Genomic DNA, 13940 nt, shown 5'->3' with positions numbered 1-13940 from the left:
TCGGCACCAGCATCGGACCGCCCCTCCGGCGGCTCCGATGCTGGCGGATGGATGGGAAGGATCGTGCATGGCCGTCGACAAGCTGTTCATCAATGCGCGGCTCGACCATGGCGCGCGCCATGCGATCACGGTCGACGGCGGCCGCATCAGCGGTGTTCTCGCTGAGACCGAGCGCCCCGAGGCGTGCGAGGTGATTGATCTCGGCGGCGCGCTGCTCGTGCCAGGCTTGGTCGAGGGCCACATCCATCTCGACACCAGCTTCTACGGCGATGCCTGGAAGCCGCACAAGCCGTGCACCAACGGCTTCGACGTGCATGAGCGCGTCACGTTCCAGGCGCAGAACATGGCGGCGGCGGCGCCGATGGACGTGCGCGCCCGCAACCAGCTCGATCTCTGCATCGGCCACGGCACCACGCGGATGCGCAGCCATGTGATGGTCGACGGCTCCGTCGGCCTCACATCGCTGGAAACGATCCTGCGCGTCCGCGACGAGTATCGCGAGCTGATCGAGATCCAGCTCGTCGCCTTTCCGCAGAGCGGCATCCTCAAGAGCCCGGGCACGCCCGAGCTGCTCGACGAGGCCATCCGGCTCGGCGCCAACCTCGTCGGCGGGCTCGACCCCGCGAGCTTCGACCGCGACGTCGAAAGGCATCTCGACGTCGTGTTCGGCACAGCCCACAAGCACGGCGTCGATGTCGATATCCATCTGCACGATCCGGGCATGCTCGGCCTGTTCGAGCTGGAGCAGATCGCGGCGCGCACGCGCGCCCTCGGCATGCAAGGGCGCGTCGCGGTCAGCCACGCCTACGCGCTCGGCGACCTGCCTGCTGACCCGCTGAAGAAGATTGCCGACGTCCTGGCGGCGTCTGGCGTCGCCATCATGACCAACGCTCCGGGCGCGCGGCCCTTCCCGCCGGTGGCGGTGCTGCGCGCGGCGGGGGTCACCGTGTTCAGCGGCAACGACAACATCCGCGATTCCTGGTGGCCCTATGGCGACGGCGATCTGTTGAACCGCGCCATGATGGTCGGCTATCGCTCCGGCTTCTATGTCGATGACGAGTTGCGGATGGCCTTTGACCTCGTCACCGAGGCCGGCGCCAAGGCCTTGAGGCTTGCGGACTACGGCCTGCGCGTCGGCGCGCGGGCCGACTTCGTCACCCTCGATGCCGAGCACGTGCCGGAGGCCGTCGTCGCCGTGCCAAAGGGCCGCTCAGTCTACAAGGACGGCCGCCTCATTGCGCGCGACGGCCGTGTGATCAGGCAGCCGACCTAGGCCCGCGTCATTGTGCCGGCTCGACCGGTGCCTGTGAGCGGGGCGGCTCGGCGCGCGACACCGTCGCGGCCTCGATCCAGCGCGTCACGGCCGACAACTGTCCGCCGGACTCGCGATAGGCCTGCAGCTGATAGTCGGCCGAGCTGCCGAACTGCATGATGATGCGGCAGTGCTCGACCTCGGCGAGACATCCCAGAGCCTCCGCATGCGGTGCGACATCCGCGATCATGCGGTTGAGGATCTCCTGGCCCGTCACGGGACCGTCCTCGGTCACGAACAGACAGTCGGTGCCATAGCGCTGCGCCCGCCACTTGTTCTCGACCGCGATCGCGCGCTCGACATTGCCGACGCTCTCCGCAAGATCGGGATTGAGATAGAGGTAGCGTGCCAAAGCGCGATAGAGCGAGGCAATCGCCACGGCGTCATCCACCGACGTGCAGACGTCGGGCGCACGCAACTCCAAGGTCGGATGCCGCAGCGACGGCCGCATCGCCCACCAGACATGGCTCTCGTCCGGCATCACGCCGGACTTCGTCAGCGCCGCGACATAGCGATCATATTGCTGCTTCGAGGTGAAAAGCTCGGGCAGGCCGCTGCGCGGCAGCTCGTCATAGGCGGCGAGCCGATAGCCCTTCAGGCCGGTCTCGCGGGAATTCCAGAACGGCGAGGACGCAGACAGCGCGACGAACACCGGGATGTAAGGGAGCATCGCCCGCATCACCGCGAAGCGCAGGTCCGGGTCCGGCAACTGGACATGCACGTGCATGCCGCACAGCATGTTGCGCTGGCCGACGATGCGGAGGTCCTCCATCATCTCCGCGTAGCGCGGCTTGGGGCTCGGCTGTGAGCTGCGCCACGTCGCGGTCGGATGCGTGGAGCAGGCCAGGATGGTCAGGCCATACTGACTCGCCACGCTGGCAACCTCACGCCGCAGGAATTTCAGCTCCTCGCGCGCATCGCCGACATCGACATGCACGTTGGTGGCGACCTCGAGCTGCGCCTGCAGCATCTCGCGCATGGCCTGTCCGCCGGTCGACCAGTTGGCGGCCTCGAACAGATCGTCCGGCGTGCGGATCGCGACATCGCGCGTCCGCGCATCGACGAGAAAGTACTCCTCCTCGATGCCGAACGAATATTCCGTGACTTCCTCGCTGCCGGTGGCCGAGCGGATCACCAGACGACGCTCGTCATCGCTCAGGCCGAGCCGCAGCTTCTCCAAGATGCGTGGATCCAATCCCATGTGATCAATCCTGTCAGACGTCAAATGCCGTGAGTCTGCAGCCATGCCTCGAGCAGGGCCGCCTGCCACAGCCGCGAATGTCCCTTCGGGCTCATCTCGGCTTCGGGGTTTTGCAACATGTGGTCGATAAGGTCGCGCTGGTAGAGGCCGCGTGCGCGCGCCTTCTCGTCGTTGAGAACGTCCCGGACATAGTCGAGGAACGGGCCGCGCAGATAGCGCAGCGACGGCACCGGGAAGTATCCCTTGGGACGGTCGATCACCTCCGCCGGCACGCAGCGGCGTGCCGCCTCCTTGAGAATGTGCTTGCCGCCGCTCTTCACCTTCAGCTCGGCGGGGATGCGCGCGGCGAGCTCCACCACGTCGTGATCGAGGAACGGCACGCGGGCCTCCAGCCCGAACGCCATCGTCATGTTGTCGACCCGCTTCACGGGATCGTCGACCAGCATGATCTCGGTGTCGATCTGCAGAGCCTTGTCCACCGCCGAAGCGCCAGCGTGAGCTGCGAAGAAGCGCTCCACGAATGCCAGGCTCTCGTCGCCGCCGAGCCACTCCGGCGCCAGCAGCCGCTGCAGATCCGAATGCGTCCAGTCGAAATAGACATTCTGATATTGCTGAACGGGATCGTTGGCCGAGAGAAAGCCCGGATACCAGCTGTACCCGCCGAACACCTCGTCCGCACCCTGCCCGCTCTGCACCACCTTGACACGCTTGGCGACCTCGGACGACAGGAGATAGAATGCGACCGCGTCGTGGCTGACCATCGGCTCGGACATGGCCGCGATGGCATGGGGCAAGGCGTCGAGCGCGCGGTTGCCGCCTATCCTGATCTGCTCGTGGTTGGTGCCGAACGTCCGTGCAATGATGTCGGAGTAGTGGAATTCATCGCCGGCGTGCTTGCCCACAGCGTCAAAGCCGATCGAGAAGGTGCGGATGTCCTCGTGTCCCAGCTTGGACAGCAGCGCGACCAGCAGCGACGAATCCAGCCCGCCCGACAACAGCACACCGACGGGCACGTCGGCGACGCGGCGACGGTCCACCGCCGATGTCATCGCGTCCAGCAATGCATCCGACCATTCTTCCTGGCTCATGGCGCGATCGGTGGAGCGCGACGCGCCGACGCTGAACTGCCAGTACCTTTCGCGGCGCTGCGTTCCATCGGGCTCGATCGTCAGCAACGTCGCCGGCTCGAGCTTCTTCACGCCATTGAGGATCGTACGCGGCGCCGGAACGGCGGCGTGAAAACTGAAGAAATGATGCAGCGCCGTTCGGTCGATCGAGGTGTCGACATCACCACCGGCGAGCAGCGCCGGCAGGGACGAGGCAAAGCGGAGGAAGCCTGGCCCCTCGGTGTAGTACAGCGGCTTGATGCCGAGACGGTCGCGCGCGATCACGACGCGTCCGCTGTCGCGCTCCCACAGCGCGAAGGCGAACATGCCCTTGAAGCGCTGAACGCAGGTCTTGCCCCAGGCATGATAGGCCTTGAGGATCACCTCGGTATCGCCGTCGGAGAAGAAGCGATAGCCCTTCGCCTGCAACTCGGCGCGCAGCTCGCGGAAATTATAGACGCACCCATTGAACACGATGCCGAGGCCGAGCGCGGCATCGATCATCGGCTGCTGCGCGGCGGCTGATAGATCGAGAATGCGGAGACGACGGTGGCCGAGCGCGATTCCGCCCTGCACGTAGAGGCCGGCGGCGTCGGGACCGCGCGCCTGCATTGCATCGTTGACTCGGCCGAGCGCCGCGAGCGCGGGCTGTCCGGAAGTCCTAACTTCACCACAAATGCCGCACATCGCGGATCATCCAGTTTCTGTTGTGTTATGTGCCGCCGACAACCCTCTGTGATCGTTTGCGTTCCGCGATGAAACCGGCAGAGTCCGTGGCAAATAGCGGAACGATTTCGGCGGGTCTGGACGCGCGCGCGACCAGCACGTGATCGGGCGGAACCTCGATCCAGTCCGGCTCCTTGTCAAAAGGCTCGGAGACGGCGATGGCCTGATCACCATCTTCCCGGTAGTAAAGCGAGTTGGCGCGATCATTCGCAGCGAAGCGAAATGCGTAGAGATCGTGGCCGTTCGACAGGGCGGACGTGAAGCGCAGGTGCTCACGCAGACCGTCCTCGTTGACTAGCTGGCGGAGCGCGCGCAGCACGTTCGATGTCGCACCGATCGGATCCTGATCGATGCCGGCGCCGACGATGGCGAGGAACACGGCTTCGGAATCGGTGGTGCCGAGCCGCGATGGATACAGCGCGTCCGGGATCATTGCCTCGACCTTGCGGCGCAGCCTGTTCCAGCTACCGACGAAGCCGTTGTGCATGAACAGCCAGCGGCCGCAGGCAAACGGATGGCAGTTCTGACGGGTCACGGCCGTGCCGGTCGCGGCGCGCACATGCGCGAAGAACAGATGTGAATGCAGGTGTCGGCAGAGATAGCGGAGGTTCTCATCGGACCACGCCGGGCGCGTCTCGCGATACAGGCCGGGCTCAGGATGGTCCCCATACCAACCCAGACCGAAGCCATCGCCATTTGTGCCTGCGGTGGATTCCAGCGCGCGGATGCTCTGCGTCACCAGGGAATGTTCCGGCTCGGTCACATAGTGCTCGAAGGCGGTCGTCTCACCGCGATACGCGATCCAGCGGCACATCCTGCCCCTCCGGTTCAATCAATGGGCTCGCGGCACGCCTGCGCGAGTCACGTTCTTTCGGAGCAGGCGGAAACGCGTCAAAGCACCCCTGGTTCCCGCGCACTCAGGCACGCACGGGACGTCAGCCTGTGGGAGCGCAGATCAACGAGACAGCGCGCAGAGGCAATCGTCGTCAGCTCCTGCCGTTCCCATCCGCACGTCCGAGGTCGCCTCTCCGGGCTCGCGCTTTCGCGGCGTTGCGACAGGTGTTCGATCGTTGCGAGTTGTGCGTAGAGCTCAGGTCCTCGCCAATCGCCATGGCGACACCGACCGTCTCGCCGCACGTCCCTTACAGATGAAGCGCCATCGTCGCACTCATGTTCACGCCTCGCCGCGCTCACGCACCAGCCGGAGCCACGCCGCCGCGGCCGGCGAGAGATAGGCGCCACGACGCCAGGCCATCGCCAGCGTCCATTCGGTGCCGGGCTCGTCGAGCAGCACGAGACTGATCGGCACCTGCGTGCGCTGGGTCGCAATCATGCGCGGCAGAAAGGCAACCCCGAGACCGGCGCCGGCGAGTTCGGCAATGAAATCGATCTGCGTGCTGCGCGCGGCCACAACCGGCTCGAAGCCGTTGCGGCGGCAGGCCTCGCGGAGGATGCGGTTGAGCGCGAAGCCGGCCTCGAACAGCACGAACGGCGTGTCGCGCAGCTCGGCGAGCGTGATCGTCTCGCGGCGGGCCAGCGGATGCTCGACAGAAACGAGCGCCATCAGCGGCTCGCGGCGCACGATCTGCGCGGCAAACTCATCGGCGATCGGCGGCAGCAGGCCGGCAAAATCGATGTCGCCTGCAGCCAGCAATTCGCTGAGCCGGTCGCTGCCGTGCTCCACCAGCCGGATCTCGATCTCCGGATGAAGCTGGCGGTAGAGCGCGAACAACGGCGCGAACAGCGTGCTCGATCCGATCGGCGGCAGGCCAAGGCGCAGCACGCCGCGCTTCAAGCCGCGCAGCTCGGCGAGCTCCGCCTGCAGATCATCGCGCTCCGTCAGCAGCCTGATCGCACGGCGATAGACGATCTCGCCAGCCGCTGTCATGCGGCTCTTGTGGCCGAGCCGGTCCAAGAGCGGCAATCCGAGCTCGTCCTCGAGCTGCTTGACGGCCTTGCTCACGGTCGACTGGGTCGCAAACACCACCTTGGCGGCCTGGGAGAAGCCGCCTTGCCGGACGACCTCGACGAAGGTCCTGAGGGTACGGAGTTCCATAATCGTGCCTTAGTATTCCATGTTGGACTTATTATCATTCAATCAATTCGCTTTCTACATGCTGCGATGCGACATACCTTGAAGGCGCAATCACTTCTCGGACGCGTCGCATGATGCATCGCAACATTTCCATTGGGGTCCATCGCCTGCTCCGCCGCAACCGACTGGTGCAGATCGGCCTGCTCGGCCTGTTCTGGGCTGTCGGCGAGGCGCTGGCCCGGACGACCGGCCTGCCATTGCCCGGCGGCATCATCGGAATGGCACTCGCGCTCGCCCTGTTCCTGGCCGGCGGGCTGAAGGTCGCCAGCATGAAGCGCGGCGCGAACTGGATGCTCGCCGAGATGCTGCTGTTCTTCGTGCCGGCGGTGCTGGCGCTGCTCGACCATCGCGAACTGTTCGGCCTGCTTGGCCTGAAGATCTTTGCCTTGATCGTCGTCAGCACCACCGCCGTGATGTGCGTGACCGCGCTCACGATCGACCTCTGCTACCGTTGGACCGAGCGTCATGACCCTCGCCGCGCTGTGGCGTGAGCCGCTGATCCAGGCAGCTGTCTGGTCGCTCGCGACGATCCTGCTCTATGTGCTCGCCAAGCGCATGCACCGGCGCTGGCCGCGCTGGTGGCTGATGCCGCTCGCGGTGGCGCCAGCACTGCTGATGATCGCAGCGCTCGCGCTCAACGTCTCCTATCGCGACTACATCCGCGGCACGCATTGGCTGGTGGCGCTGCTCGGCCCGGCCACCGTCGCCTTCGCCGTGCCGATCTACGAGCAGCGGGCGCTGATCCGCCGCCGCTGGCCGCTGCTGCTGGCCGGCATGGTCGCGGGGAGCCTCACCGCGGTGGCGACCAGTTGGGCACTCGCCTATGTCCTCGGCATCGATGGCGAGCTGCGTCTGAGCCTGTTGCCGCGCTCGATCAGCACGCCGTTCGCGATGGAAGTCTCCGGCGAGATCGGCGGCATCCCCGATCTCACCGCCGTGTTCGTCGTGCTCACCGGCATCATCGGAGCCGCCGTCGGTGACCTCGTGCTCGCGCGGCTGCCGCTGCGCTCGACGCTGGCCAAGGGCGCGCTGTTCGGAGTCGGCGCGCACGGCGCGGGCACCGCGCGCGCCAACCAGATCGGTCGCGAGGAGGGCGCGGTCGCCGGCCTCGTGATGGTGCTGGTCGGGCTGATGAACGTGGCGCTGGCGCCGCTCATCATTCAGTTCATGCGGTAGCGCGCTCAGCCCCGTGCGAGCGAGGCGATCCAGTTGCTGATCTCTGTCTGCCGCATCCCGTCATTCGCCACGTCCTGGTCGAGCCCCAGCCGCCACAGAATGTCGCGCCGGGCACGGTCGTGGTGCAGGATCGCGAGATCGGCGGCGTAGCGCTCGAGCTCCGCCGGAGCGGCGAAGAAGCCCTCCTCGACCAGCGGCTGGCCGATGCGGCGGAGCACCCAGGCGACGTCCTGCAGGCTGAATTCGGGATGATACTGCACGCCCCAGAACCGGCCGCGGCCGCTGCGGATCTCCGCGGCCTGCACCTCGCTCATCGCGTTGCGTGCGGTGACCGTCGCATCCGGCGGCAGCCGGGTGACGATGTCGCTATGGATCGCCGGGGCATCGAACACGGCGCCCCGCGCCGCATGCATCGGATGATCGCGGCCCGCCTCCGTCAGCGCGATCTTGCGCGCGAAGCCGACCTCGCGGCCGGCCGGATTGAGCGACACCTCGCCGCCGGCCGCGACGCTGGCGAGCTGAAGTCCCCAGCATGAGCCGAACATCGGCACGCCCTGCGTGAAGACCGCGCGCACCAGCTCGATCTGACGCAGGGATTCCGGCTCGCGCTGATAGATATTGAGCGTCGATCCGGTGATGACGATGCCCTGATAGGCCTCGATCGGCTGCGGCAGGCGCGCATCGGCATCGGCGGGCGTGGCGATGTCGATCGCCGCGTCCGGCGCGAGCGCGCGCAGCACGGCCGCGTAGCTCTCCGACGGCGTGGCGCCTGCGACCTCGGCCCAGCGGCGTCGGCCGTCCAGCGAGTTGCCTTCGAGCACGAGCAGTCTCAGCACTCGTCGATCCTCCGCCCGCCCGATCACGGATCCAACACGCCGCGCAGGAATCGCGCGCTCCGCTCGTGCACCTCCGGCCGGTTCAGGATCGTATGGACGTCGGCATCGATCACCATCACCTCCGCCTTCGCATCGTCCTTGAGCGCGGCGGCGCAGGAGCCGGTGACGGCGCGGTCCTTGTTCCAGGGATTGGCGGCCGAGAAATAGGGATCGCGCGCCGAAATCGCGTTCAGCACCGGCTCGGTCGGGCCGATGCCGAGCCCGGGCGCGGTGACGAAGTAGTTGTCCTCGCACGACCACGAATAGATCAGCCGCGCCGCCACGTCCTTGCCGGCGTAGCGGCCGACCGCCACCGCACCCTCGCTGGTGCCCGCCAGCACGATCCGCAGCCGGTCGACCCAGCTCCAGTCGCGCGACGCCTTCAGCGCGTTCTCCAGCTCGGCCAGCCGCAAGGCGTGGACGTGCTCATAGGTCGCGACGTCGACCGGCGAGGTGTAGGTCAGCCGGTCGGGAATCGCGAGGCTGTCGGGCGCCACCGATGCCACTCCGAGCTCGTCGGCGAGCCAGGCCTGGAACTCCTTCACCGCCGGCGCGACGCCGCTCGACCCGTGCATCACGATCACGAGCGGCGCGATCCCGATCACGTCGGGCGCGTCCTCCGCACGGCCCTCCCAGCGCCGCCCGCCGGCGAGTGTCGCCGGCAACACCAGGTTGGCCCGGCTCCAGGTCAGCGCAAGATTGGCCGGCGACGGCTCCAGCACCGTCCCCCTGGTCTCGCCGGGCTTGTCGGCCGCGAGGGCGGCGGTCGCGCAGAGAAAGGCGGCGGCCATCGGCAGGACACGCGCCACGAACATGATCGATCCGTCCTTCTGCGAGGCGAGCACAGCGAGCCTGGCGCGCACCGTCCGTTTCAATCACGGCATCGGGCTGCGGACAAGCAAGTTGCGACGGACGGTGCATGCAGGGGCACCCATGCGGTGATGCGATCAGTAGGCGCGCAGCCGCCGGCGCTGGGCACGCGGCGTCTCCATCGACCGGACGTGATGGCGCGGCGTGGCCGCAGCGCAGACCATCGCATTGAGCGCGCCGGCCGGCACGGCGGCGGCCTCGCGCGTTCCTCCGCAGCCGCCGACGGCGCGGAGCCGCGGCACAACCGGCGACATGTCCCGCAAGGCCTCCTGGCGTACGCTCACATCGCTCCGGATCTCCACGGGAGAGAACGCCAGCAGCGTCGCCCGCAAGCCGCGAAGGATGGCGGCCATCGCGCGCGACGGCTGCGCCCAGCGAAACGGCCGGGCCGAACGCTTGGCGCGGCCATCGGCGCGCTTGGCTCGCCCGGCTCCGCTGGCGCGACGGCCGCGCTGATTGGATGCTGATCCCTCGTCATCGACCTGCAACATCAGCCGGAACGGCTGTTCCGAGGGGCCGGCCGCGATCAACAACTTGCGCATGCGTCTCACCTTGATCTCGTCACGGCCAACCCGGCGGCCGCGTTCATCGACACCATGGCGCAAGCGCGGTGACCGCAAGCTGTTGCCCGATGTCAGCGACATGTCAGCTCCGCCGGCGGCATTGTCGCCGGATGGCGACGCGTCGCTCACAATCTCCCTCCCAGCCGCGCCATCACCAGATCCAGCACGTCGGCGTCGTCGAACGCCGCCGCGGTCAGCGCCGCGCCCGCCGCGATCAGCTCGTCGTGACCGAGATTGGTGCGCATGCCGACGGTGGCGATGCCGGCCGCCGTCGCCGCCGCGATGCCGGCGCGGGAATCCTCGAAGGCGACCGACCGTTCCGGCACGGCATCGATCGCGCGCAGGCCTTCCAGATAGGGCAGCGGGTGCGGCTTGCCGTGCGGCAGCTCGTCGCCGATGACCACGGCGCGAAACCGGTCCATCAGGCCGAGCCCGTGCAGGATCAGCTCGGCATTGGCCCGCGGCGCGTTGGTCACGGCCACCACTGGAATCGCCGCCGCCGCGGCCCGATCGAGCAGCGCCATCAGGCCCGGCAGCGGCTGCACCGCGCCGGCGGCGAGGCTGCGAAACACCTCCTCCTTCTGCGCCATGACCGCCGCGCGCCGCTCGGGCGGCTGATCGGGCAGAAATTGGGCGGAGATCGACAAATTGGATCGGCCGAGCAGTTCGCGTGCCGCCCGCGCGCGGTCGAACACATGACCATATGGCCCGAACACCGCGTTGAAGGCCTGCAGATGCAGCGCATCGGTATCAGCGAGCGTGCCGTCGATGTCGAACAGCAAAGCCCGCCCTTTATTGATAACGCCTCGCATCAGCAAATTGACCTCAACTCATCCGGATGTTGACGCGATCTGATCCAACTCTCGACCAGACCAGCTGTCGTTATTCCTCAAACGGCGTGAAACCGCGACGGGGGAAATTGCGATGATCGGCCAGTTGAGCGCATTGCCTGTTTTGACATCGTCGAGGCTCGGAGCGGCCGCCGCGCTGGTCTCCGTCATCTGCATTGCCGCGCCCGGCGCCGCGCAGGCCGGCTCCGCCAACGGCGACATGGTCAACGGCCAGTACTGCAACGATCTCTGCAAGGCCTATATGGCCTGGTCCGACCGCATGCTGGCCGTCACCCAGCCCGCGTCCTATTCGCGGCCGCAGGTGCGGGTCGCGGTGCCGCAGAGCATGACGCCGAAGAAGATGGACAAGGCCGAGAAGCCGGACCGGATGGCGCAGCACGGACCGAAGCCGCATCGGCCGGCGAACCTGAACTCCTTTGCGCAGCTGCCCTCCGGCACCCAGGCCGCGCAGTCTTCGATGGAGCCGCCGCCGAGCGACCTCGCCGCGTCCGACGCGCCGGCGACAGGTCGGCTGTTCGCCGCCGACCCGCTGCCCCACTCCGCCATCGCCGACATGCGGCGCGCGACCGACGCCGCCGGCCTGCGGCTGGTGTCGATGACCGAGCCCGGCATGGCCCCCGTCACGGTCGGCGAGGCCGGCGGCAGCCCGCGCTCGAAGATGCCCTCGATGTGGATCATGCTTGCCGCAGCCGCGCTGCTGGCCTATTTCGGCCATGGCTGGCTCAAGCGCCGCAACGGCGCGTCGCATCACCTCAACTGAGACGGCAGGAACCGCGACGTCAGGTCGCCCGCGCAACGCCGCGGGAACCATTCCGGACAAATTGACCACCTGCCCTCGCCTGCGACCGGGGCTTCGGTTGAACTCGCAGCGCTGCGGCTCTATGCGTGGGCGATGAACATCGCCCTCACCGCCCCACCGCTGAGTTCCTGGCCGCGCCATCGCGCGGACCTGAAGCCTGCGCCGTTCCTTCCGATGAGCCGCAAGGAGATGGACGCGCTCGGCTGGGACGCCTGCGACATCGTGCTGGTGACCGGCGACGCCTATGTCGACCATCCTTCCTTCGGCATGGCGATCATCGGCCGGCTGCTCGAGGCCCAGGGCTTTCGCGTCGGCATCATCTCGCAGCCCGATTGGCACTCCGCCGAGCCGTTCAAGGCGCTCGGCAAACCGCGCGTGTTCTTCGGCGTCACCGGCGGCAACATGGATTCCATGGTCAACCGCTACACCGCCGATCGCCGCATCCGCAGCGACGACGCCTATACGCCCAATGGCGAAGGCGGCAGGCGGCCGGACCGCTGCACGCTGGTCTATGCGCAGCGCTGCCGCGAGGCGTTCAAGGACGTGCCGGTCGTACTCGGCGGCATCGAGGCGTCGCTGCGCCGCATCGCGCATTACGACTACTGGTCCGACAAGGTGCGCCGCTCGGTGCTGGCCGACGCCAAGGCCGACATCCTGATCTACGGCAATGCCGAGCGTGCGGTGATCGAGGTCGCGCATCGGATCGCCGGCGGCGAAGCGCCGAAGGACATCCAGTCGGTGCGCGGCACCGCGCTGTTCCGGAAAGTGCCCGAAGGCTTTGTCGAGCTGCATGCCGACAATCTCGACTCCGCCGACGAAGGCGCTGCGCGCGAGAAGGGCGACGTCGTGATCCGGCTGCCGTCCTGTGAGCAGGTCGAGGCGGACAAGGAAGCCTATGCCCGCGCCTCGCGCGTGCTGCACCGGGAGAGCAATCCGGGCAATGCGCGTCCCCTGGTGCAGCGTCATGGCGACCGCGACATCTGGCTCAACCCGCCGCCGATCCCGCTGACCATGGCGGAGATGGACTCGGTCTACGATCTTCCTTACGCCCGCGCGCCGCATCCGTCCTATGGCGACGCCAAGATCCCGGCCTGGGACATGATCAAGTTCTCGGTGACGATCATGCGCGGCTGCTTCGGCGGCTGCACCTTCTGCTCGATCACCGAGCACGAGGGCCGCATCATCCAGAGCCGCTCGGAAGGCTCGATCCTGCAGGAGATCGAGCGCATCCGCGACAAGACGCCGGGCTTCACCGGCGTGATCTCCGACATCGGCGGCCCGACCGCCAACATGTACCGGATGGCGTGCAAGGACCCCAAGGTCGAGGCCGCGTGCCGCCGGCCGTCCTGCGTGTTTCCCGAGATCTGCCCGAACCTCAACACCTCGCATGACGACCTCATCCGGCTCTATCGCAAGGTGCGCGAGGTCAAGGGCATCAAGCGCGTGATGGTCGCCTCCGGCGTGCGCTACGACCTCGCGGTCGAGAGCCCGGCCTACATCAAGGAGCTGGTCACGCATCACGTCGGCGGCTATCTGAAGATCGCGCCGGAGCATACCGAGCGCGGCCCGCTCGACAAGATGATGAAGCCGGGCATCGGCACCTATCACCGCTTCAAGCAGATGTTCGATGCGGCCGCGGAGCAGGCGGGCAAGAAGTACTACCTGATCCCCTATTTCATCGCCGCGCATCCCGGCACGTCAGACGAGGACATGATGAACCTCGCGCTGTGGCTGAAGAAGAACCGCTACCGCGCGGATCAAGTCCAGACCTTCCTGCCGTCGCCGATGGCCACCGCGACCGCGATGTACCACACCGGCGTCAACCCGCTGCGCGGCGTGCGCCACGGCGGCAGCGACAAGGTCGAGGCCATCAAGGGCCTCAAGCAGCGAAGGCTGCACAAGGCATTCCTGCGCTATCACGATCCGGACAACTGGCCGGTGCTGCGCGATGCGCTACGCGCGATGGGCCGCGCCGACCTGATCGGCTCCCGTCCGGACCAACTGGTGCCGGCCCATCAGCCGCCCGGCACCGGCAAGGCCGCAACGACACGGCGGCCGGTGCGCCCGGAGCAGCGACCGCAGCGTTTCACGACGAAGGGTGTGCGGATCAGGAAGTAGTCCGCGCTGGACGACCTCCGATCTCGGCGTCAAGGGCAAGCCCGCACCCCACACTCCCCCGTCGTCCCGGACGAGCGCGCATCGCGCGCGAAGATCCGGGATCCATAACCACGGGGAGACGTGTTGGGTACATCCTGAGCCACCAGCGTGCCTCACACATCCGCCGGTGGTGTTGGGTCCCTGTGTCTGGAAAGTCTGCCATGATGATGGTGGGCGGGAAGCCGTTGGGTCCTTGGCGCTAGACGCCG

General features: G+C 67.3%; 13 protein-coding genes. 5 read left to right on the top strand and 8 right to left on the bottom strand.

Features of this window, described 5'->3' with window-relative positions; translation table 11 throughout:
• Window positions 1-67 precede the first annotated feature (67 nt).
• Window positions 68-1273 (top strand): amidohydrolase family protein, encoded by a 1206-nt coding sequence (locus tag QX073_RS33840; RefSeq protein ID WP_316227072.1) that lies wholly within the window; start codon window positions 68-70, stop codon window positions 1271-1273.
• Between the two features lie 7 nt (window positions 1274-1280).
• On the opposite strand, the gene QX073_RS33835 is transcribed toward QX073_RS33840, so the two are convergent.
• From QX073_RS33835 to QX073_RS33820, 4 genes are all read right to left on the bottom strand, one after another.
• Window positions 1281-2513, bottom strand: a complete 1233-nt coding sequence (locus QX073_RS33835; protein WP_316227071.1) for a carboxylate-amine ligase — start codon at window positions 2511-2513, stop codon at window positions 1281-1283.
• A gap of 20 nt (window positions 2514-2533) precedes the next feature.
• On the bottom strand, window positions 2534-4306 hold the full coding sequence (locus QX073_RS33830; RefSeq protein ID WP_316227070.1) for an N-acetylglutaminylglutamine amidotransferase: 1773 nt from the start codon (window positions 4304-4306) through the stop codon (window positions 2534-2536).
• Window positions 4307-4331: 25 nt separating this feature from the next.
• Window positions 4332-5159: a class II glutamine amidotransferase gene (locus tag QX073_RS33825; RefSeq protein WP_316227069.1), complete on the bottom strand. Its 828-nt coding sequence runs from the start codon at window positions 5157-5159 to the stop codon at window positions 4332-4334.
• A 360-nt stretch (window positions 5160-5519) separates the two neighbouring features.
• Window positions 5520-6401 (bottom strand): LysR family transcriptional regulator, encoded by an 882-nt coding sequence (locus QX073_RS33820; protein WP_316169581.1) that lies wholly within the window; start codon window positions 6399-6401, stop codon window positions 5520-5522.
• A gap of 110 nt (window positions 6402-6511) precedes the next feature.
• Here QX073_RS33820 and QX073_RS33815 point away from each other — a divergent pair, with 110 nt between their 5' ends.
• The gene (locus tag QX073_RS33815) at window positions 6512-6931 is read left to right on the top strand and encodes a CidA/LrgA family protein (protein ID WP_316172726.1); all 420 of its coding nucleotides are present in this window, start codon (window positions 6512-6514) and stop codon (window positions 6929-6931) included.
• A complete protein-coding gene (locus tag QX073_RS33810; RefSeq protein ID WP_315825887.1) occupies window positions 6906-7616 on the top strand; it encodes an LrgB family protein in 711 nt (236 codons plus the stop codon). Before QX073_RS33815 ends, QX073_RS33810 begins: the two co-directional genes overlap by 26 nt.
• 5 nt (window positions 7617-7621) lie before the next feature.
• Here QX073_RS33810 and QX073_RS33805 read toward each other — a convergent pair whose 3' ends face one another.
• The 4 genes from QX073_RS33805 to QX073_RS33790 form a co-directional block, all read right to left on the bottom strand.
• On the bottom strand, window positions 7622-8452 hold the full coding sequence (locus QX073_RS33805; protein WP_316227068.1) for a type 1 glutamine amidotransferase: 831 nt from the start codon (window positions 8450-8452) through the stop codon (window positions 7622-7624).
• 23 nt (window positions 8453-8475) lie between these two features.
• A complete protein-coding gene (locus QX073_RS33800; protein WP_316227079.1) occupies window positions 8476-9306 on the bottom strand; it encodes a hypothetical protein in 831 nt (276 codons plus the stop codon).
• Between the two features lie 132 nt (window positions 9307-9438).
• Entirely contained in the window at window positions 9439-9903 is a 465-nt protein-coding gene (locus QX073_RS33795) for a hypothetical protein (RefSeq protein WP_316227067.1), read from the bottom strand.
• Between the two features lie 146 nt (window positions 9904-10049).
• Window positions 10050-10742 (bottom strand): HAD-IA family hydrolase, encoded by a 693-nt coding sequence (locus QX073_RS33790; protein ID WP_316227066.1) that lies wholly within the window; start codon window positions 10740-10742, stop codon window positions 10050-10052.
• A gap of 106 nt (window positions 10743-10848) precedes the next feature.
• Between QX073_RS33790 and QX073_RS33785 the strand changes: the two genes are divergently transcribed.
• Entirely contained in the window at window positions 10849-11535 is a 687-nt protein-coding gene (locus QX073_RS33785) for a hypothetical protein (protein ID WP_316227065.1), read from the top strand.
• A 132-nt stretch (window positions 11536-11667) separates the two neighbouring features.
• Window positions 11668-13692: a YgiQ family radical SAM protein gene (locus tag QX073_RS33780; RefSeq protein ID WP_316227064.1), complete on the top strand. Its 2025-nt coding sequence runs from the start codon at window positions 11668-11670 to the stop codon at window positions 13690-13692.
• Window positions 13693-13940 lie beyond the last annotated feature (248 nt).

It is taken from the genome of Bradyrhizobium sp. SZCCHNS3052, assembly GCF_032484495.1.
GTDB lineage: Bacteria > Pseudomonadota > Alphaproteobacteria > Rhizobiales > Xanthobacteraceae > Bradyrhizobium.
This window is presented reverse-complemented; position numbering and strand designations above follow the sequence as displayed.

What these genes read in the sequence shown, in the direction of transcription:
- QX073_RS33840 (WP_316227072.1), top strand. Translation starts at nt 68, where the DNA reads ATGGCCGTCGACAAGCTGTTCATCAATGCGCGGCTCGACCATGGCGCG.
- QX073_RS33835 (WP_316227071.1), bottom strand. Translation starts at nt 2,513, where the DNA reads ATGGGATTGGATCCACGCATCTTGGAGAAGCTGCGGCTCGGCCTGAGC.
- QX073_RS33830 (WP_316227070.1), bottom strand. Translation starts at nt 4,306, where the DNA reads ATGTGCGGCATTTGTGGTGAAGTTAGGACTTCCGGACAGCCCGCGCTC.
- QX073_RS33825 (WP_316227069.1), bottom strand. Translation starts at nt 5,159, where the DNA reads ATGTGCCGCTGGATCGCGTATCGCGGTGAGACGACCGCCTTCGAGCAC.
- QX073_RS33820 (WP_316169581.1), bottom strand. Translation starts at nt 6,401, where the DNA reads ATGGAACTCCGTACCCTCAGGACCTTCGTCGAGGTCGTCCGGCAAGGC.
- QX073_RS33815 (WP_316172726.1), top strand. Translation starts at nt 6,512, where the DNA reads ATGATGCATCGCAACATTTCCATTGGGGTCCATCGCCTGCTCCGCCGC.
- QX073_RS33810 (WP_315825887.1), top strand. Translation starts at nt 6,906, where the DNA reads ATGACCCTCGCCGCGCTGTGGCGTGAGCCGCTGATCCAGGCAGCTGTC.
- QX073_RS33800 (WP_316227079.1), bottom strand. Translation starts at nt 9,306, where the DNA reads ATGTTCGTGGCGCGTGTCCTGCCGATGGCCGCCGCCTTTCTCTGCGCG.
- QX073_RS33795 (WP_316227067.1), bottom strand. Translation starts at nt 9,903, where the DNA reads ATGCGCAAGTTGTTGATCGCGGCCGGCCCCTCGGAACAGCCGTTCCGG.
- QX073_RS33785 (WP_316227065.1), top strand. Translation starts at nt 10,849, where the DNA reads ATGATCGGCCAGTTGAGCGCATTGCCTGTTTTGACATCGTCGAGGCTC.
- QX073_RS33780 (WP_316227064.1), top strand. Translation starts at nt 11,668, where the DNA reads ATGAACATCGCCCTCACCGCCCCACCGCTGAGTTCCTGGCCGCGCCAT.